Source organism: Sphingobium sp. B2, assembly GCF_007693735.1.
In the GTDB taxonomy this organism is placed as follows: domain Bacteria; phylum Pseudomonadota; class Alphaproteobacteria; order Sphingomonadales; family Sphingomonadaceae; genus Sphingobium; species Sphingobium xenophagum.
This window is the reverse complement of sequence record NZ_VDBZ01000001.1, coordinates 2643803-2663267: the sequence shown is the minus strand read 5'-3', so window position 1 is coordinate 2663267 and position 19465 is coordinate 2643803. Positions and strand designations below refer to the sequence as shown.

17 protein-coding genes and 1 riboswitch are annotated in these 19465 nt (G+C 66.0%); of the genes, 13 read left to right on the top strand and 4 right to left on the bottom strand.

Annotated elements, in window-relative coordinates:
• Positions 1-61 precede the first annotated feature (61 nt).
• The gene (locus FE851_RS13060) at positions 62-658 is read left to right on the top strand and encodes a winged helix-turn-helix domain-containing protein (protein WP_261370925.1); all 597 of its coding nucleotides are present in this window, start codon (positions 62-64) and stop codon (positions 656-658) included.
• On the opposite strand, the gene FE851_RS13055 is transcribed toward FE851_RS13060, so the two are convergent.
• Positions 613-1284, bottom strand: a complete 672-nt coding sequence (locus FE851_RS13055; protein ID WP_145203009.1) for a TetR/AcrR family transcriptional regulator — start codon at positions 1282-1284, stop codon at positions 613-615. The two genes, FE851_RS13060 and FE851_RS13055, sit on opposite strands and share 46 nt — an antisense overlap.
• Before the next feature lie 89 nt (positions 1285-1373).
• Here FE851_RS13055 and FE851_RS13050 point away from each other — a divergent pair, with 89 nt between their 5' ends.
• Genes FE851_RS13050 through FE851_RS13040 form a run of 3 tightly spaced genes read left to right on the top strand, consistent with a single transcriptional unit; the run spans position 1374 to position 5594 of the window.
• Positions 1374-2888: an efflux transporter outer membrane subunit gene (locus FE851_RS13050; RefSeq protein ID WP_145203006.1), complete on the top strand. Its 1515-nt coding sequence runs from the start codon at positions 1374-1376 to the stop codon at positions 2886-2888.
• Positions 2881-4050, top strand: a complete 1170-nt coding sequence (locus FE851_RS13045; RefSeq protein WP_026149683.1) for an EmrA/EmrK family multidrug efflux transporter periplasmic adaptor subunit — start codon at positions 2881-2883, stop codon at positions 4048-4050. The genes FE851_RS13050 and FE851_RS13045 overlap by 8 nt, the downstream gene beginning before the upstream one ends.
• Before the next feature lie 11 nt (positions 4051-4061).
• A complete protein-coding gene (locus FE851_RS13040; RefSeq protein ID WP_186378814.1) occupies positions 4062-5594 on the top strand; it encodes a DHA2 family efflux MFS transporter permease subunit in 1533 nt (510 codons plus the stop codon).
• A 6-nt stretch (positions 5595-5600) separates the two neighbouring features.
• On the opposite strand, the gene FE851_RS13035 is transcribed toward FE851_RS13040, so the two are convergent.
• A complete protein-coding gene (locus FE851_RS13035; protein WP_145203003.1) occupies positions 5601-6122 on the bottom strand; it encodes a molybdenum cofactor guanylyltransferase in 522 nt (173 codons plus the stop codon).
• 45 nt (positions 6123-6167) lie between these two features.
• Between FE851_RS13035 and FE851_RS13030 the strand changes: the two genes are divergently transcribed.
• From FE851_RS13030 to FE851_RS13000, 7 genes are all read left to right on the top strand, one after another.
• Positions 6168-7070: a LysR family transcriptional regulator gene (locus FE851_RS13030; RefSeq protein ID WP_026149682.1), complete on the top strand. Its 903-nt coding sequence runs from the start codon at positions 6168-6170 to the stop codon at positions 7068-7070.
• Between the two features lie 99 nt (positions 7071-7169).
• Positions 7170-7622, top strand: a complete 453-nt coding sequence (locus FE851_RS13025) for a formate dehydrogenase subunit gamma (RefSeq protein ID WP_017183864.1) — start codon at positions 7170-7172, stop codon at positions 7620-7622.
• On the top strand, positions 7619-9211 hold the full coding sequence (locus tag FE851_RS13020; protein ID WP_145203000.1) for a formate dehydrogenase beta subunit: 1593 nt from the start codon (positions 7619-7621) through the stop codon (positions 9209-9211). Before FE851_RS13025 ends, FE851_RS13020 begins: the two co-directional genes overlap by 4 nt.
• Positions 9208-12054 (top strand): formate dehydrogenase subunit alpha, encoded by a 2847-nt coding sequence (fdhF, locus tag FE851_RS13015; protein ID WP_145202997.1) that lies wholly within the window; start codon positions 9208-9210, stop codon positions 12052-12054. The genes FE851_RS13020 and fdhF overlap by 4 nt, the downstream gene beginning before the upstream one ends.
• 10 nt (positions 12055-12064) lie before the next feature.
• Complete coding sequence (locus tag FE851_RS13010; protein ID WP_017183867.1) at positions 12065-12298, top strand: formate dehydrogenase subunit delta; 234 nt, start codon at positions 12065-12067, stop codon at positions 12296-12298.
• Positions 12295-13089, top strand: a complete 795-nt coding sequence (gene fdhD, locus FE851_RS13005; RefSeq protein WP_145202994.1) for a formate dehydrogenase accessory sulfurtransferase FdhD — start codon at positions 12295-12297, stop codon at positions 13087-13089. The genes FE851_RS13010 and fdhD overlap by 4 nt, the downstream gene beginning before the upstream one ends.
• 68 nt (positions 13090-13157) lie before the next feature.
• A riboswitch (cobalamin riboswitch) is annotated at positions 13158-13378 on the top strand.
• A gap of 171 nt (positions 13379-13549) precedes the next feature.
• On the top strand, positions 13550-15385 hold the full coding sequence (locus FE851_RS13000; protein WP_145202991.1) for a TonB-dependent receptor plug domain-containing protein: 1836 nt from the start codon (positions 13550-13552) through the stop codon (positions 15383-15385).
• Between the two features lie 37 nt (positions 15386-15422).
• Here FE851_RS13000 and FE851_RS12995 read toward each other — a convergent pair whose 3' ends face one another.
• The gene (locus FE851_RS12995; protein WP_145202988.1) at positions 15423-16259 is read right to left on the bottom strand and encodes an ABC transporter substrate-binding protein; all 837 of its coding nucleotides are present in this window, start codon (positions 16257-16259) and stop codon (positions 15423-15425) included.
• A 77-nt stretch (positions 16260-16336) separates the two neighbouring features.
• Here FE851_RS12995 and FE851_RS12990 point away from each other — a divergent pair, with 77 nt between their 5' ends.
• Positions 16337-17332, top strand: a complete 996-nt coding sequence (locus FE851_RS12990; protein WP_145202985.1) for a FecCD family ABC transporter permease — start codon at positions 16337-16339, stop codon at positions 17330-17332.
• Positions 17326-18099, top strand: a complete 774-nt coding sequence (locus FE851_RS12985; protein ID WP_145202982.1) for an ABC transporter ATP-binding protein — start codon at positions 17326-17328, stop codon at positions 18097-18099. The genes FE851_RS12990 and FE851_RS12985 overlap by 7 nt, the downstream gene beginning before the upstream one ends.
• 153 nt (positions 18100-18252) lie before the next feature.
• Here FE851_RS12985 and FE851_RS12980 read toward each other — a convergent pair whose 3' ends face one another.
• Positions 18253-19458, bottom strand: a complete 1206-nt coding sequence (locus FE851_RS12980) for a penicillin-binding protein activator (protein WP_145202979.1) — start codon at positions 19456-19458, stop codon at positions 18253-18255.
• Positions 19459-19465 lie beyond the last annotated feature (7 nt).

The window sequence follows — 19465 nt, the reverse complement described above, 5'->3', positions numbered from 1 at the left end:
GGCTTGTTTTCGGACTGCGTCGGCGGTCGGATGCGGCTGGTCAGCAATGGATGGATGACAGGTGGGTAGGCGGGTCGATTGTCACGGATTGGGCAGTGATTTTGCCCCGCTGGCACGGGCGCTGAGCGCGCGCGGGTTCGACCTGGCGATGTTGGGGCCGGGCAGCGAGCCGCCGCGCGTCAGCATCAGCGACACGACGATATTGTGGCAGGGCGTGGACGATCCCGCCGCGCGCGCCCGTGCGCTGGAGAGCGGCGTACAGGATGTGGTTGGCCCCTGGATGCATGAAGACGAAGCGGTGGCGCGGATCATCCGGCTTGCCCGTGATGAGCAGCCCCGGCTGCGCGTGGGCGACCTGCTGATCCATCTGGTCGACCGGCAGGTGGAGCGGGCGGGCCGGGCCATCCCGTTGCTGGCCCGCGAATATGCGCTGCTGCTCCACCTGGCACGACGGCCGGGGGAGGCGATCAGTCGGGAGGCGCTGTTGCGGGCGATATGGGGGCTGGAGTTCAACCCCGGCACCAACAGCGTGGAAGTGCATATGTCGCGTCTGCGCGCCAAGATCGACCGGGACTTTGACTGGCCGTTGCTGCGGACGATCAAGGGGAAAGGCTATGCGCTCTGCCCGGTGGTGGCGACCGTGCTTTCAGGGGCATAGGCGCGCATGAACAGGTTGACCGCCAGGGCGACATCCGCCTGCAAGGCTTCCGGTCGTGGCTCGCGCATCTGCCCCATCAGCAATTGCTGATGACTGCCCCCCATGGTCATGGCCATCAGCATGCGTGCGGCGTCGGTTGGATCGGCCCGTCTTATCTGGCCGCGATTCATGGCGCCTTCCAGAAAGTCGGCGAGGAGCGCGCGGGTATGGCGGGGGGCAAGCTCGAAGAAAATCCGGCTGAGTTCGGGAAATCGCCCACCTTCGGAATAAATGAGGCGGTGCAGGGCGATGGCTTGGGGGGAGCAGACCTTGTCGAGCAGACTGCGGCAGGCGCGCAGCAGCGTCGGTTCCAGCAGGCCGCAGGGATCAAGGATTTGCGAGAGTTGCATCCGATAGGCCGTCACGACCCGATCGACGACGGCGGAAAATAACTCTTCCTTCGACGGAAAATGATTCCAGAGCGTCCCCTTCGACCCGCCCAGAGCCGCCGCGATGCCCGACATCGTCGTTCCGGCATAGCCATGTTCCAGGAAATAGCGCTCCGCAACCGTCAGGATACAGTCCCGTCGGTCCAGCCTGCGCGCTTCCCTTCGCGTGGGAGGAGGAGATTTGACCACAGCTGTCATTAAACCGTACCATAGAGTATGGCAATTTTGTTGACAAGGCCTCGCAACAGCGGCAATGGCGGTTTTCATACTGGATGGTACGGTTTGTCATGTCGGTGAGTCGCCTGTTTTCCCCCGAACGCATCATAATTTCGACGGCGGCCCTGTCGCTGCTGTCAGCATGTGCGGCCGTGCCTGATCTTGGCCCCGCCCCGGCGATTCGCACGGCGCAGAGCGTGGCGGCGCAGGACAGCCTGCACGCGCCTGACGTCGCCTGGCCGGGCGAAGGCTGGTGGACCGCCTATGGCGACCCGCAACTGACCGCGCTGATCGAGGAAGGGCTGGCCAACGCGCCCGACATGGCGATCGCCGCCGCCCGATTCGCGCAGGCGCAGGGCATGGCGCAACAGGCGGGCGCCACATTGCTGCCGTCGGCGGATCTGGACGCCAGGGCCGGGACGACCAAGCAAAGCTATAATATGGGGCAACCCAAGGAGTTCATTCCGCAGGGCTGGCTCGGTACGGGTCAGGTGGCGCTCAATCTGGGCTTTGACCTGGACCTTTGGGGTCGGAACAAGGCCGCGCTGGCAGCGGCGACGTCACAGGCCCGCGCGGCGCAACTGGACGCGCAACAGGCGCGGCTGGCGCTGACGACGGGCATCGCCGACGCCTATGCCGATCTGGCGCGGCTGTATGACGAAGCCGAACTGCAACAGCGCACGCTGGACATCCGGACCGCCAGCCAGAAGCTGGTTGCCGATCGCCGCCAGAACGGGCTGGAAACGCGCGGCAACGTGCGCCAGTCGGACGCGACGGTTGCAGCGGCGCGCGCGCAACTGGCTGGGGCGCGCGTGGCGATTGCGCTGCGCCAGCATCAGATTGCGGCGCTGGTCGGGGCCGGGCCGGATCGCGGGCTGGCGATCACCCGTCCGCCCAAGGGCCGGTTGATGCCGGTCGGGCTGCCCGCGGACGTTACCACCAATCTGGTCGCCCGCCGCCCGGACATCGCCGCCGCGCTCGCCCGCACGGAAGCGGCAGCCAAGCAGGTCAAGGTCGCCCGCGCCGATTTCTATCCGGCCGTGCGCCTCAGCGCGCTGATCGGGGTCCAGGCGCTGGGCTATGACACGATGTTTACCGGCACCGGCGTCAATGGATCGGCCAAGCCCTTCTACAACCGGCTGTTCGAAAAGGATTCGCTGTTCGGCAATGCCGGTCCGGCGATCAGCCTGCCGATTTTCCACGGCGGTGCATTGCAGGGCCAGTATCGCGGCGCGCGCGCCGGTTATGATGAAGCGGTGGCCAATTATGACAAGACGGTGCTGGCCGCCTATCGCGACGTTGCCGATGCGCTGACCAGCCGCCGCACGCTCGACGATCGGCTGGTGGATGCGCGCGCGGCGCTGGCGGCGTTGCAGGACGCCTATGGCGTGGCGCGCAAACGCTATGATGGTGGCCTGTCCACCTATCTTGACGTGCTGAATGTCGAAGATCAGCTGATCGCCGCGCGCCGGTCCGTTTCTGCGTTGGAAGCCAGCGCCTTTTCGCTCGATATTGCCCTGATCCGTGCGCTGGGCGGCGGTTTTGCCGACAGCGCTACACTGCCCAAGGATGCTGCGCATGGCTGATGCCACCCCTGAATTTTCTACCTCAGAGGCTTCGGATGCCACTGCGCCGGATGACACGAAAAAGGCGGATCGTGCCGCTGTGCGCAAGCTGTGGCTGACCCGTCTGGCGCTGGCAGTCGTGGTGCTGGGCCTGTTGTGGGCGGCCTGGTATCTGCTGATCGGCCGCAATCATGTCAGCACCGACAATGCCTATGTGAATGCCGAAATGGCGCAGGTGACGCCGCTGATTTCCGCGCAGGTGACGCAGGTGCTGGTCAGCGACACCCAGGCGGTGAAGCGGGGCGACGTGCTGGTGCGGCTGGACCCGACCAATGCGCGCATCGCCCTTGCGCAGGCGCAGGCCGATCTGGCCGAAGCGCGGCGCCGCTTCCGCCAGAGCAGCGCGACCAGCAGCGCGCTGGCGGCGCAGGTCGACGCGCGCGGCGCGGACATCGTGCAGGCGCGCGCGCAGCTGGCGACAGCGCAGGCCAATGTCGAAAAGGCGCGGATTGACCTGCAGCGGCGCGAGGCGCTGGTGGGCGACGGTGCGGTGTCGGGTGACGAAGTGACCAGCGCGCGCACCGCCTATGCCGCCGCGCGCGCTGCGCTGGAACTGGCGCAGGCAGGCGTGAACACGGCGCAGGCGACGCGCAGCGCGGCAAGCGGCCAGCTGGCCGCCAATGACGCGCTGGTCAGCGGGTCGAGCGTCGATACCGATCCGGGCGTCATGGTCGCGCAGGCCAAGCTGGATGCGGCGAAGCTGGACCTGGACCGCACGGTCATCCGCGCGCCGATCGACGGCGTCATCACCAAGCGGCAGGTGCAGGTAGGACAGCGCGTCGCGCAGGGCAGCCCGATCATGACGATCGTGCCGCTGGCGCAGGTTTATGTCGACGCGAACTTCAAGGAACGGCAGCTGCGCCAGGTGAAGGTCGGCATGCCCGCCACGGTCGTTGCCGACATTTACGGCGGCGACGTCGTCTATCATGGCAAGGTCGTGGGCTTTTCCGGTGGCACCGGATCGTCGCTGTCGCTGATCCCGGCGCAAAATGCGACCGGCAACTGGATCAAGGTGGTCCAGCGCCTGCCGGTCCGTATTGCGCTCGACCCCAAGGAACTGGCGGCCCACCCGTTGCGCGTCGGCCTTTCCACGGAGGTCGATATCGACCTTTCCGGTCACTGAAAGGCCGGGTCGTGAGCGGCGAGGCAAATATTTTTTCCCGGCTGACGCCGCGACAGCGCACATTGGCGGGGATGGTGCTGGCGCTCAGCAATTTCATGGTCGTGCTGGACCTGACCATCGCCAATGTTTCCGTGCCGCATATTTCGGGCAATCTGGGCATCACGCCCGATCAGGGGACGTGGATCATCACATCCTACGCGGTCGCCGAAGCGATTTGCGTGCCGCTGACAGGCTGGCTGGCGCAGCGCTTTGGCGTCGTCAAGATGTTCATCAGCGCGATGATCGGCTTTGGCCTGTTTTCGGTGCTGTGCGGCCTGTCGATGTCACTCAGCATGATCGTGGTCTGCCGCATTGGCCAGGGGCTGTGCGGTGGCCCGATCATGCCCATGTCGCAAACGCTGATGCTGCGCGTCTTTCCGCCCGAACGGCGTGCGCGGGCGATGGGTCTATGGGCGATGACGACGCTGCTGGGTCCGGCGATGGGGCCGATTATCGGCGGCTATATCAGCGACAATTGGAGCTGGCACTGGATCTTCTTCATCAACCTGCCGATCGCCATTCTGTGCGTATTTGCGGCGATGGCGCTGCTGCGTCCGGTCGAAACGGAAACGGCGCGGGTGCCGATCGACAAGATCGGGCTGGCCTTGCTGGTTTTCTGGATCGGCTGCCTTCAGGTCATGCTGGACCTTGGCCGGGACCATGACTGGTTTGCCGATCCGCTGATCTTGAGCCTGGCGATTCTCTCGCTGATCGGCTTTCTGGTCTTTATCATCTGGGAATTGACGGAAGAGCATCCGATCGTCGATCTGCGCGTGTTCCGCCATGTCGGCTTCACCACCGGGGTATTGTCGCTGGCGCTATGCTATGGTGCCTATTTTTCCGGCATCGTCATCATCCCGCAATGGCTTCAGTCCGCCAGGGGCTATACCGCGACATGGGCGGGGATCGTCACGGCCTTCACGGCCATGGCCGCATTGATGAGTGCGCCGTTCGCCGCCAGGATCATGGGCCGGGGGGTCGATCCGCGCTTCATGATTTCGGGAGCCGTGTTGTGGCTGGGCCTGATGACGCTGTGGCGCGCGCACTGGACCAGTAGCGTCGATTTCTGGATGATGGCTGCGCCGCAGTTCATTCAGGGGTTTGCCATGCCCTTCTTCATGATTCCGCTGACCACGCTGACATTGGGGTCGGTGCGGCCCGAAGAGACCGCTTCTGCTGCCGGGCTTCAGAATTTCCTGCGCACCATGGCGCTGGCGATCGCCACGTCGCTGGTGCTGACCGGCTGGGGCAATGGTCAGCGCGTGTCGCGCAGTGAACTGGCGGGTACCCTCCAGCCCGCCGATACGCAGGCGGCCCTGGCGAATATCGGCATGTCGACCGACCAGGCGCGGCAGGTGATTTCGAACATCGTCGATCAGGAAGCGACGGCCATTTCGGTGGATCATATATTCTTCATATCGGCCCTGATCCTGTTCTTCGCGTCGGCGATGGTCTGGCTGGCGCCCCGTCCCCGCCCCAATGTGGACACGTCCGCCGCGCACTGACCTGGTTTACAGCGCCGCCAGATCCTCCGGCCGGTTGATATTGGGCAGTGCCAGCCCCGGCATCGTCACCGCCCGCGCGCCGATGCGGTCGAGCCAGCCGTAGATGGAGCGATTATTCGCCTCCGCCAGATGCGCGTCCAATGCGTTGGCGAGCGATGCCGGCCACCAGCCAAGCAGTTGCTGGCCCTCCAGTATCGCGGCCTGTTCACCGATCAGCCGGGCGGGCAGGTCCGCAGGATAGACCGGCATGTCGCACCCTGTCGTCAATATCCCGGCAAACCCATGGGCCTGCGCGTGATGCAGCGCTGCGTTGAGGCCGCCGAGCGGTCCCATGTCGGGCGCGGGCCGATCCGCCAGACAGCCTGCGCGACCGCAAATCACCACTTTTTCGACATGGGGGGCCAGCCCCGCGATCGCATGGTCCAGCAGGGTCCGCCCGTCCGGCATCACCGCCAGCGCCTTGTCGCTGCCAAAGCGGCTGGAGCGCCCCCCCGCCAGCACCGCCCCCAATATCCGCCGTGCCGCCATGATGCTTCCTTGATAGCGCCGCTCTATCAGCCCTATAGCAAAGAGATGCAGACCCGCCTTGTCGAATATTTCCTGGCGCTGGAGCGCGAAGGCCATTTCGGCCGGGCGGCGGCGCTATGCCATGTGTCGCAACCCACGCTGTCTGCGGGGATCGCGACGCTGGAGACGCAATTGGGCAAGCGGCTGATCCGGCGCGACCGCAAATATGCCGGGCTGACGCCGGAGGGCGAGGCGATATTGCCATGGGCGCGGCAGTTGGTGGCAGCCGCCGAAGCGCTGGGGCAGGCGGCGGAAACCGCACGCGGGCCGTTGAAGGGCGAACTGCGGCTGGGCGCGATTCCCGCCGCCATGCCGGCGATCGGTTGTCTGGCAACCGCGATGCTGGACCGGCATCCGGGGCTGAATATCTCCGTCCGCGCGCTGACGTCGCGCCAGATCGAGCGCGAACTGGCCGCGTTCGAGCTGGATGCGGGCATCACCTATCTGGATTTCGAGCCGCCCGCCCATGCCCTGTCGGTGCCGCTTTATGCCGAACGGGCGATGCTGGTGAGCGCGGCGCATGGCGTGCCGATCCCGGCGGTCCTCGACTGGGCGGACCTGGCCAGCCTGCCGCTCTGCCTGTTGCATCAGGGAATGCAGAACCGGCGGATACTGGACGCGCGGCTGGCCGAGCGCGGGCTGGCGCTGCGGCCCCTGGTGACCGCCGACTCCTATGTCGCGCTGCTGGGGCTGGTGCAGCAGGGACGGCTCTGTTCGATCATCCCCGACAGCCATGCCGCCTTGCTGGACGGGCTGCGCTGGGCGCGCACCGCGGCGCTGCCGGACATGGGGGAGGGCAGCCGGGTGGGCGTGATCGTGTCGGACAGCGCGCCGATGGGGCCATTGGCGCAGGCGGTGCTGGCGGTGGCGCGCGGGTTGCGCCTGCCGCCCGGCTTTGGCTCCATTTGATAGATAAACTCTATCAAGCATCGCTGGCTTCGATTTGACCGGCGCGCCTTCCCGCCGCACAATCGCGGCAAAAGCTGAGCCATAAGGCAGGGTATCGGGATGGAAGAGTTTATCGAAGGCTGGACTGCGCGTCATGGCGCAACCCGCGACCAGTTGCTGCCGCTACTGCATGCGGTGCAGGAAGAGGCTGGCTATGTCGCGGACACTGTCGTGCCGGTCATCGCCCGCGCGCTGAACCTGTCGCGCGCCGATGTGCATGGCGTCGTCACCTTCTACCATGATTTCCGCCGGACGCCTGCGGGCCGCCATGTCGTGAAACTGTGCCGGGCCGAAAGCTGCCAGGCGCGGGGCGGCGCGGCGATCGAGGCGGCGGCGGCGCAGCGGCTGGGCGTGGCGATGGGGGAGACGCGCGGCGATGGCGCGATCAGTCTGGAGCCGGTCTATTGCCTGGGCCTGTGCGCGGTCGGGCCGAACGCGCTGGTCGATGGTCGCCCGGTCGCGCGGATCGACGGTGCGGCGCTGGACCGGATCGCGGCGGAGGTGGCGGCATGAAAATCTATGTGAGCCGCGACATGGCGTCGGTGGCGCTGGGCGCGGACGCTGTCGCGCAGGCCTTTGCCGATGCGGGGTGCGAGGTGATCCGCACCGGATCGCGCGGGCTGTTCAGCATCGAACCGCTGGTCGAGGTGGAAACGGCGCAAGGCCGGATCGGCTATGGTCCGGTCGGGCCGGGGGATGTAGCGGCGGTGCTGGATGGCAGCCACGCCAACCGGCTGGGGCCGGTCGACCAGCATCCATTCTTTGCGGGACAGCAGCGCTTCACCTTCGCCCGGTGCGGCTTGATCGATCCGGTCAACCTGACCGAATATGCGGCGCAGGACGGATGGAAGGGGCTGGAGGCGGCGCGCGCAATGACGCCCCAGGCCGTGGTCGATGCGGTCAAGGCGTCGGGCCTGCGCGGGCGCGGCGGGGCGGGGTTCCCGACCGGCATCAAGTGGCAGACGGTGCTGGATGCGCCTGCGGGCGACAAATATATCGTCTGCAACGCCGACGAAGGCGATAGCGGCACCTTTGCCGACCGTATGTTGATGGAGGGCGACCCCTATTGCCTGATCGAGGGCATGGCGATTGCGGCCCATGCCGTGGGCGCGCGCCATGGCTATATCTATATCCGTTCCGAATATCCCTTCGCCATCGCCACGATGCGACTGGCGATCGAGCATGCCGCCCATCTGATCGCGCCCTTCACGCTGGAAGTGCGCGAAGGGGCGGGCGCCTATGTCTGCGGCGAGGAAACCGCGCTGCTCGACAGCATCGAGGGCAAGCGCGGACAGGTGCGGGCCAAGCCGCCTCTGCCTGCGCTCAAAGGTCTGTTCGGCCAGCCGACGGTCATCAACAATGTGTTGAGCCTGGCGGCCGTGCCGTTCATTCTGGCGGAAGGGGCGGAGGCCTATGCCGCCGTCGGCTTTGGCAGGTCGCGCGGTACGATGCCGGTGCAACTGGCGGGCAATGTGCGCCATGGTGGCCTGTATGAGATCGGCTTTGGCATCACGCTGGGCGAACTGGTGAACGATGTCGGCGGCGGCACGGCCAGCGGGCGGCCCGTACGCGCGGTGCAGGTGGGCGGGCCGCTGGGCGCCTATTTCCCGCCATCCATGTTCCATCTGCCCTTCGACTATGAAGCCTTTGCGGCGGCTGGCGGCCTGATCGGCCATGCCGGGATCACGGTGTTCGACGACAGCGTGGACATGGCGCATATGGCGCGTTTCGCGATGGAATTCTGCGCGGCGGAAAGCTGCGGCAAATGCACGCCCTGCCGGATCGGATCGACGCGCGGGGTGGAGATTGTCGACCGGATCATGGCGGGGCGTGCTCCCGCAGCCGCAGCGCAACCTGACCCTGGGCTCCTGCCTTCGCAGGAGCACGGCGTTCTGGGCAAAGCCCTCTACTCCCGTTCCCCCAGCCGTATCGACACATCGCTCGACGCGCAAACCACGCTGCTGCGCGATCTGTGCGATACGATGAAATATGGCTCGCTCTGTGCGCTGGGGGGCTTCACCCCCTATCCGGTGCTGAGCGCGCTCGATTACTTCCCAGAAGATTTCGGCGCGCCTGCGCCGTTGAAGGAGGCTGCGGAATGACCTTTACCCGCGAAACCGACCATGGCACGCCCGCTGCGATTGCGACCGGCAAGTCCGTCACGCTGACCATCGACGGGCAGTCTGTCACCCTGCCCGAAGGCACCAGCATCATGCGCGCGGCGTCGCTGCTGGGTGGCTCCATTCCCAAGCTGTGCGCCACTGACAGCGTCGAAAGCTTTGGTTCGTGTCGCCTGTGCCTGGTGGAGGTGGAGGGCCGCAACGGCTATCCCGCGTCCTGCACGACGCCAGTGGCCGAAGGCATGGTGGTCCGTACCCAGACCGACCGCCTCAAGCAGTTGCGGCGCGGGGTGATGGAACTGTATATCTCCGACCATCCGCTCGACTGCCTCACCTGCGGCGCGAACGGGGACTGCGAATTGCAGGATCAGGCTGGCGCGGTTGGCCTGCGCGACGTGCGCTATGGCTATGATGGCGCGACCAATATGGGGCAGGCGAAGGACCAGTCTAACCCCTATTTCGATTTCGATCCCAGCAAGTGCATCGTCTGTTCGCGCTGCGTGCGCGCCTGCGACGAGGTGCAGGGGACGTTCGCGCTGACGATCGAGGGGATGGGATTCGATTCCAAGGTTTCCGCGTCGCAGGGCGAGGGATTTCTGGGATCCGAATGCGTGTCCTGTGGCGCCTGCGTGCAGGCCTGTCCCACCGCATCGCTGATCGAAAAGAAGGTCGTCGAAGTTGGCACCCCCGACCGCGCCGTCGTCACCACCTGCGCCTATTGCGGTGTGGGCTGCACCTTCCGCGCGGAAATGCGGGGCGAGGAACTGGTGCGCATGGTGCCGTGGAAGGACGGCAAGGCCAATCGCGGCCATAGCTGCGTCAAGGGTCGCTTCGCCTGGGGCTATGCCCAGCATCAGGACCGAATCCTGAACCCGATGATCCGCGCCAGCATCGACGAGCCATGGCGCGAAGTGTCGTGGGACGAGGCGATCGCCCATACGGCCAGCGAATTCCGCCGCATCCAGGCGAAATATGGCACCCGCTCCATCGGCGGCATCACGTCCAGCCGCTGCACCAATGAGGAAACCTTCCTTGTCCAGAAGCTGATCCGCCAGGGTTTTGGCAATAATAATGTCGATACCTGCGCCCGCGTCTGCCACTCGCCGACCGGCTATGGGCTGAGCCAGACCTTCGGCACGTCGGCGGGTACGCAGGATTTCGACAGCGTGATGCAGTCGGACGTCATTTTGGTCATCGGCGCGAACCCGACCGACGGCCATCCCGTGTTCGCCAGCCGGATGAAACGCCGCTTGCGGCAGGGGGCCAAGCTGATCGTCATGGACCCGCGCCGCACCGATCTGGTCAAATCCCCCCATATCGAGGCGGATCATCATCTGCCCCTGCGCCCCGGCACCAATGTCGCGATGCTGACCGCGATGGCGCATGTCATCGTCACGGAGAAGCTCTATGACGAAGCCTTCATCCGCGAACGGTGCGACTGGGATGAGTTTGCCGACTGGGCCGATTTCGTCTCCCAACCCGCCCGTTCGCCCGAAGCGATCGAACCGCTGACCGGCGTGAAGGCGGACGAGGTACGCGCTGCCGCCCGGCTCTATGCCACAGGCGGCAATGGCGCGATCTATTATGGCCTGGGCGTGACCGAACACAGCCAAGGCAGCTCGACCGTGATGGCCATCGCCAACCTCGCTATGGCGACCGGCAATGTCGGGCGCGAAGGCGTGGGCGTGAACCCGCTGCGGGGGCAGAATAATGTGCAGGGCGCCTGCGACATGGGCAGCTTCCCGCATGAATTTTCCGGCTATCGCCATGTGTCCGACACGGCGACGCGGCAGTTGTTCGAACGCTCATGGGGCGTCAGCCTGGACGCCGAGCCGGGGCTGCGCATTCCCAACATGCTGGACGCCGCGACCGACGGGACGTTCAAGGGGCTGTTCGTGCAGGGCGAGGATATTCTTCAATCCGATCCCAACACCCATCATGTCGCGGCGGGGCTTGCAGCGATGGAGTGCGTCGTGGTGCAGGACCTGTTCCTCAACGAAACCGCCAATTACGCCCATGTCTTCCTGCCGGGATCGACCTTCCTAGAAAAGGACGGCACCTTCACCAACGCCGAACGCCGCATCCAGCGGGTGCGCAAGGTGATGGCCCCGCTCAATGGCTATGCCGACTGGGAAATTGTGCAACTGGTCGCCAACGCCATGGGCCTCCAGTGGACCTATGATCACCCCGCGCAGATCATGGACGAGATCGCCGCGCTCACCCCGACCTTTGCGGGCGTCCATTATGACCGGCTGGAGGCGGAAGGATCGCTGCAATGGCCCGCCAATGACGCTGCGCCCGATGGTACGCCGACCATGCATATCGACGGTTTCGTGCGGGGGAAGGGCAAGTTCGTCGTCACCGACTATGTGCCGACGGACGAAAAGACCGGCCCGCGCTTCCCGCTGTTGCTGACGACCGGGCGCATCCTGTCCCACTATAATGTCGGCGCGCAGACGCGGCGGACGGCAAACACCGCCTGGCACCCGGAGGACCGGCTGGAAATCCATCCGTCCGATGCGGAAAATCGCGGGATCAAGGAAGGCGACTGGGTTGCCCTGAAAAGCCGTGCGGGGGAAACCACGCTGCGCGCGCAAGTGACCGAGCGGGTAGCGCCGGGCGTGGTTTATACGACCTTCCACCACCCCGAAACCCAGGCCAATGTCATCACCACCGACTATAGCGACTGGGCGACCAACTGCCCGGAATATAAGGTGACGGCGGTGCAGGTGATGCCATCCAACGGCCCCAGCGACTGGCAACTCGACTATGCCGATCAGGCCAGGATGAGCCGCCGCATTGCGCCGTTGGAAGCGGCGGAATAGGATCGGCCCGATGAGCGACGAAAATGACGTCATGTCCACCGCCGACCGGCTGATCTACATGGCCAACCAGATCGCGCGCAATCTGGCGGCGCAGGGCGATGCGGAGGCGGTTGCGTCCACCGCCAGCCATATCGCCAGCTTCTGGGACCCGCTTATGCGTGCGCGGATCGTGGCGCTGGCGGCGGAGCAGCCCGACGCCCTGTCGCCGATCGCGGCGCAGGCCGTGCGCCGGATCAGCGCTTGAAGCAGGGCGGCGACGCGCTGACCTTCATCCGTCTGGCCCGCGATGGGCAGGGCGAAGCGGTCGAACGGGTGCTGGCCGATGAAGTGCCGGTCGCGATCGAATTCAACGGCATCGGCTATGCGGTGCTGATGGCGACGCCCACTGATCTGACCGATCTGGTGCTGGGTTTTGCGCTGGCGGAACGGCTGATCAGGCCGGACGATGCGCCGTTCGACGTCGATACCCATGATACCGATCAGGGCATCGTGGCGCGCGCGACTCTGCCGCCTTCGCGGACCGATTTGCTGCTGGACCGGGTACGGCACCGCGCGTCCGATTCATCGTGCGGCCTGTGCGGGATCGAAAATCTGGAGCAGGCGATTCGGCCCCTGCCGCCAGTGACGACGCGATCGCGCGCCGACCGCGCCGCGATCTTTCGCGCGCTTGATGGGCTGGCGGCGCATCAACCGCTCAATGCCGCGACCGGCGCGGCCCATGCCGCCGCCTGGGTCGGCGCGGACGGGGCGATCCGTCTGGCGCGGGAGGATGTCGGGCGGCACAATGCGTTCGACAAGCTGATCGGCGCCATGAAGCGCGCGGGCGCGGGCTGGGACGAGGGCTTTGCGCTGCTGTCGTCACGCTGTTCCTATGAACTGGTGGAAAAAGCGGTGCTGAGCCAATGCCCGCTTCTGGTGACGATTTCCGCCCCCACAAGGCTGGCGGCGGAGCGCGCGGCGGCGGCGGGACTGCCGCTGGTCGTGCTGGCGCGACGCGACGCGATGTTGCACCGGGGCAACGCCCCGCTGACGTAGCGAAACAGCCGCTTGGCAATGCCGCGCCTTTGCCCTAGAGCGCGTCGCGTGAGGGGGGCTCGCCTTTCTTGCAGCTAGATCGCGCCGGTGTCCCGCAAGGGGCTGAAAATGGGAATGCGGTGCGGGCGTGGAAGCGCCCTATTCCGCAGCTGTCCCTGCAACTGTAAGCGGTGAGCATGATGCATAAGGGTCGCAAGACCCGGCCACTGGACGCCACTGTCTGGGAAGGTTCGTGCATCATTGCCCTGACCCGTGAGCCAGGAGACCTGCCGGCGTCTGGTCGCTCTTGCCCTGATCCAGGGGATTGGTCATGGCACGGTGGTTTTCCGTCGAGCGACGCTGTGCGGCCGGGGCCGCATCGTGCCGTGCGGCGGGGGCTGGCGTCATCCCGCATCATGGCGCGACCGCGTGCGCGGACGCCCTGGCCTTGAAGTCGCATGGGACGCGCAGGGCATATATCATGGTAAAAACAGGGATTTCTCTCATTGCGCTGCTGGCGGCAACGCCCGCTCTGGCGCAGGACGACGACATCATCGTCACCGCATCGGGCATCGAACAGTCGCGCGACGAAGTGGGGCAGGCGATCACCGTCATCGACGCGCAGACCATCCAGACGCGGCAGGCGGTCGATGTGGTCGATCTGCTGGCGACGACGCCGGGCGTTCGTTTCAACCGTAACGGGTCCACCGGCGGAGTGACCGGCGTATCGCTGCGCGGCGCGGAAACGACGCAGACTCTGGTGCTGATCGACGGGGTGAAGGTCAATGACCCCAGCGGCATCGGCGATGGGTATGATTTCGGCCATTTGCTGACCGGCAATATCAAGCGGATCGAAGTGCTGCGCGGCTCCAACTCGGTCGTCTATGGCAGCCAGGCGATCGGCGGCGTGGTCAACATCATGACCGGCGTGCCGGTGGACGGCTTCGGCGCGAACGCCTCGGTCGATTATGGCTATAGCGATACGGTCAATGCCAAGGCGGACGTGTCCGGCTCCAGCGGCATCGCGTCGGGCGGTGTGGGCGCGGCCTATTTCCGCACGGACGGCATCTCATCTGCGGTGGGCGGCACGGAAAAGGACGGCTATGAAAATATCGCCACCAACGCGCGGCTCAAACTGGCGTTCAGCGATGCGTTGAGCCTCGATCTACGTGGCTATTACATCCATGCCGATCTCGACTATGACAGCTTCTTTGGCGCACCGGCCGACAGCAGCGATGTGAGCAAGCTGGACCAATATGTGGGCTATGCGGGCCTCAACCTGGCTTTGCTGGATGGCAAGCTGACGAACCGCGCAGCCGTCACCTATCTGCGCAACGACCGCGACTATTATTTCGTGCGCGGCACCGACCCGGATTATGGCTATTCCGGCACCAACCTGCGCTTTGAATATGAAGGCGTCTATGCCCCGGTCGATCAGGCCAAGCTGGTATTCGGCTACGAGCATGAACGGCCCGACTATGATTTCTTCGGGTTCGGCAGCACGTCGTCGGCAAAGATCAATATCGACAGCGTCTATGCGCTGGCGATCGTCAAGCCCTTCACGGGCCTGTCGGTCACGGGCGGTGTGCGGCATGACGATCATAGCCAGTTTGGCGGCGCGACCACGTTCGGCGCGAATGCCAACTATTCGCCCAATGCAGGCGCGACCAATATCCGCCTGAGCTATGGCGAAGGGTTCAAGGCGCCCTCGCTCTATCAGCTGTACGACATGTTCAGCGGCAATAGCGCGCTGCTCCCCGAACGGTCGAAAAGCTATGATATCGGCTTTGACCAGAGCCTGGACGGTGGCCGGGCGATCCTGTCGGTCACGGCGTTCCGGCGGGATACGACCGACCAGATCAATTATGACAATGCGACCTTCAGCTACAGCAATCTGGACCGCACCCGCGCCAAGGGCGTGGAGGCGAGCATTGCCTTGAAGCCGGTGGACGCGCTGACCGTGACGGGCAGCTACAGCTATGTCGATGCGCGCGACCGGTCGGGCGGGATCACGGACGGCAACCGCCTGCCGCGCCGCGCGGCCAATGCGATCAGCGTTTCGAGCGACTATGTCTGGTCGTTCGGCCTGTCGACCGGGGCGACAGTGACGATGGTAGGCGACAGTTTCGACAATGCCGCCAACACCCGCCGTCTGGACGGCTATGCGCTTGTCGGCCTGCGGGCTTCGCTGCCGCTGGGCGAGCATCTGGAAGTCTATGGCCGGATCGACAATCTGTTCGATGAAGCCTACGCCACGGCCTATGGCTATGGCGTCTATGGCCGCTCCGCCTTTGGCGGCGTGCGTGTCCGCTTCTGATATGGCACAAGGGGGGACGGGCGCGCTGCTCGTCCCTTCACCTTGGCGCGTTCTGACGCGCCGTGCTTTTGCTGCGTGGCGCCCCAAGTTGCGCCACGATGGCCCGCGCCGCCTGCACATAGGCCGGGCCGCCGCACACGGTCCAGCTTTGCGGCAGGCTGATGCGCGGGATGGATTTGATCGCCGGATGCTGGAGCATTTCGGTCCCCTGATCGACCACCGCTTCGCTGCCGCTTTCCACGATCAGCCAGTCGGGCCGCGCCGCGACCATCGCCTCCAGCGGCACCTGCGCCAGCGCAGGCTTGCCGAGTTTTGCTGCCAGATTGGTCAGCCCGACCCGATGCATCAGGTCATCGACCAGCGTGCCTGTGCCGGTCATATAGCCGCGCCGCTGATAATAGGCGGCAACGCCGCCGCGCTTCGCTTTCGGCAGTGCTGCCAGATCGCGGTTCATCTGCGCAATCAGCTTTTCGCCCCGGTCGACATGGCCGACCGCGCGCGCGACCTGCCGTATCTGGTCCTTAATCGCGCCATAATTGTCCGCACTGGCCAGGCCCAATGTGGTCCATTGGCCCGGCGGCGCTCCGGCGACCATGTTCGGCCCGATCGGATAGCCCAGGATCAAATCGGGGCGGATCGCGAGCACCTCTTCCGAAGCGCGGCGCAGCGTACGATACCCGCGCGCCTTTTCCGCCGCCGCCGACAATTCGGGGTCGAGCGCATTGCTGCTGAGCGCCGCGATCTGGCCCTTGTCGGCCAGCGCGATCAGATATTGATCGGCGCACACGTTGAGCGACACGATCCGCCGCGGCGCAGCGTGTGCCGTTCCGGTGAGTGTCAGGGCGGCAATGGCGAGGATCAACGGACGGATCATGGAGCCTGTCTTGTAGTAGGACCTGTTCCTGCCTTCGCAGGAACATGGCGCTTTGCCAACCGCCAAGGGGAGCACTCATGACGGCCCGCCGCCACCCCTTGCTCGTCCCCGCGCTGCTGATCCTGCTGGTCGGCGCGGCGATGGGATCGGTGATGCTGGGGGCCGTCGCGATCAGCCCGGCGCGGATATGGGCGGTGCTGACCGGCGGCGGCGATGCGGTTGCCCGTGCGATCATCATCGACCTGCGCCTGCCGCGCATGCTGCTGGGCCTGCTGGTGGGCGCGATGCTGGGCCTGTCGGGCGCGGCGTTGCAGGGCTATCTGCGCAACCCGCTGGCCGAACCGTCCGTGCTGGGCGCGTCCAACGCAGCGGCGCTGGGCGCGGTCTGCGCGCTCTATTTCGGCCTCAGCGCGTTGCACCCGCTGGTCCTGCCGCTGCTCGCCATCACCACCGCGCTTGTCGCCATTGCCGGGCTGTTCCTGCTGGCCGGTCCATCGGAAAGCCCGCTGACCCTGATCCTGGCGGGGATCGCGGTCGCGACGCTGGCGGGCGCGGGCATCAGCCTGTCGCTCAACCTGTCGCCCAACCCCTTTGCCGCGATGGAGATCATGACCTGGCTGATGGGCAGTCTGGAAAACCGCAGCTATGTGCATGTCCTGGTCGCCTTGCCCTGCATCGCGATCGGCGCGGCGCTGCTGCTGGCGGACGGGCGGACGCTGGACGCGCTGACATTGGGGGAGGAAGGCGCGCAGGCGCTGGGCGTGAACCTTAATGCCGCGCGGTTGCGCATGATGCTGGGCGTCGCGATCGGCCTGGGCGGCGCGGTGGCGGTGTCCGGCGCGATCGGCTTTGTCGGCCTGATCGTCCCGCATATCGTCCGCCCGCTGACCGATCGGTCGCCATCGGCGGTGCTATGGCCGTCACTGCTGGGCGGCGCGGTGCTGCTGACGCTGGCGGATATTGGCGTGCGACTGATCCCGTCGGTCAATGAACTGAAGCTGGGGGTCGTCACCGCGATGCTGGGCGTGCCGGTGTTCCTGATCCACCTGATGCGGGAGCGACGGCTATGGTGAGCCTGGCGGTAGAAGGGCTGTCCGTCCGGCTTGGCCGTCATGTGGCGGTGCGCGATGTCGCGGTGACGCTGGAGCCGGGCCAGCTGGTCGGCATCATCGGTCCCAATGGCGCGGGCAAGTCCACGCTGATCCGGGCGATGCTGGGCCTTGCGAAGCCGCGCGCGGGCCGGGTGCTGATCGACGGGCAGGATGTGGCGCGGATCGACCGGGGGGCGATAGCGCGCGCCATCGCCTATCTGCCGCAGGGTCAGACGTTGCACTGGCCGCTCAGCGTCGATCGGCTGGTGGCGCTGGGGCGGCTGCCGCATCTGGGGCCGCTGTCCCGCCTGTCCGACGCAGACGAGGCAGCGGTAGAGGCAGCGATGGCGCGGGCCGATGTGCTGCACCTGAAAGGACGGATCGCGACCGAATTGTCGGGTGGGGAGCGGGCGCGGGTGTTGCTGGCGCGGGCGCTGGCGGTCGGGGCGCGCGGGCTGATCGCCGACGAGCCGCTGGCGGCGCTGGATCCTGGCCATCAGATCGACGTCATGAACCTGCTGCGCGACGAGGCGCGCAGCGGCGCGCTGGTGGTGACGGTGCTGCATGACCTGAGCATGGCCGCGCGCTGGTGCGACCGGCTGCTGCTGATGGATGGCGGCGCGCTGGTCGCCGACGGCGCGCCGATGGAGGTGCTGACGACGCAGGCGCTGGCCGATGTCTATGGCATCACCGCCTGCATCGATCCGGGCAATGGCTGGCCCTTGATCCTGCCGACCGGGCGCATCTAAAATCCTCCCCTGCAAGGGGAGGGGGTTGAATGGAGGCACGTGACTCCATTCAACCATCGAAGCTGGTGGTGGAGGGGTGTCCCGCTATCGATAGGGTGACACCCCTCCGTCAGGGCTACGCCCTGCCACCTCCCCTTGCAGGGGAGGATGATTTCATTCCGCGAAGCTGCGGGGAGCAGGCGCGATGACCGTGACTGCACCAGCCCCCACTTCCGACACTTCCAGCGCACGTTCGGCGACGCCGTTGCGGCCAAAGCGGAACGCGCCGTCAATGCCCGAAAAGCCGCCCGAATCGCGCAGGCGGGTGGTGGGGAAGGGGCTGCCGGGCTTCCAGTCCTGCGCGATCCGCACGGTCAGCAGGACCGAATCATAGCCGAGCGAGGACAGGCGGAAGGGCGCCGTGCCGTAGCGGGCGCGATATTTGTTCGCGAGCTGGCGATAGAGCGTGTCCGACACGCTGGCGAACCATGCGCCGCGCAGCACCGGGCTAGCCGCCAGCGTGCCTTCTGTATTCCACAATTCCGTGCCGAGCAGGCGGGCGGTCGCGCCGCCATTCTTGCGCACGATCGGGGCAATCTGGATCGCGACCTTGCCGCTGTCGGCGATCAGCAAGGCGTCATAGCTGGACGAGGCCTGCAATTTCTTCACCGCTGCAGTGATCGAGCCGGGGCTACGATCGAACGTCTGCATCGACACGACGGTGCCGCCCGCCTGTTCGACTGCGCGCAGCAGCGCATTGCCGGCGCGTTCGCCATAGGTGCCGCGCGGAATGAGCGCGGCGAACTGCGACAGCCCCTTGTCATGGGCGAAACCCACGACCCGCTCGATCGACTGGTTGGGGTTGTAACCCATGATATAGACGCCATTGCCCGCGACGCTGGCGTCGTTGGAAAAGCTGATCACCGGGACATTGGTGCGCGCGGCGATCGGCCCCACGATGCGGGCGTCCTCCGCCAGCAGGGGGCCAAGGATCAGGCGGTTGCCCTCGGCCAGGGCGCGGTTCGCCGCGGCTGCGGCGCCGGGCGCGGTGTCATAGGTGGTGATGCGGATCTTGTCGGTCCGGGTGTCCATCAGCGCCAATGTGGTCGCGTTGGCGATCGACTGGCCCACGGCGGCATTGGGGCCGCTCATCGGTACCAGCAGCGCGACGCGGTGGCGCAGCGTGTCGGTCGGCAGACCCTGGGTCACATCAGGGCCGGTCGGGCCTGTCGGGCCGGTCGGGGTGACGGGGGCCGGTCCCTTGGGCACGATCGACTGACAGGCGGCGAGCAGCAGCGTGCCCGCGGCAAGCACAATGCGCGTGCCGCGTTTCAAAGAAGCGAACAAGTCCGCTTGCCGGGAGGCATCCGTCTCTGTCATCTGGCGT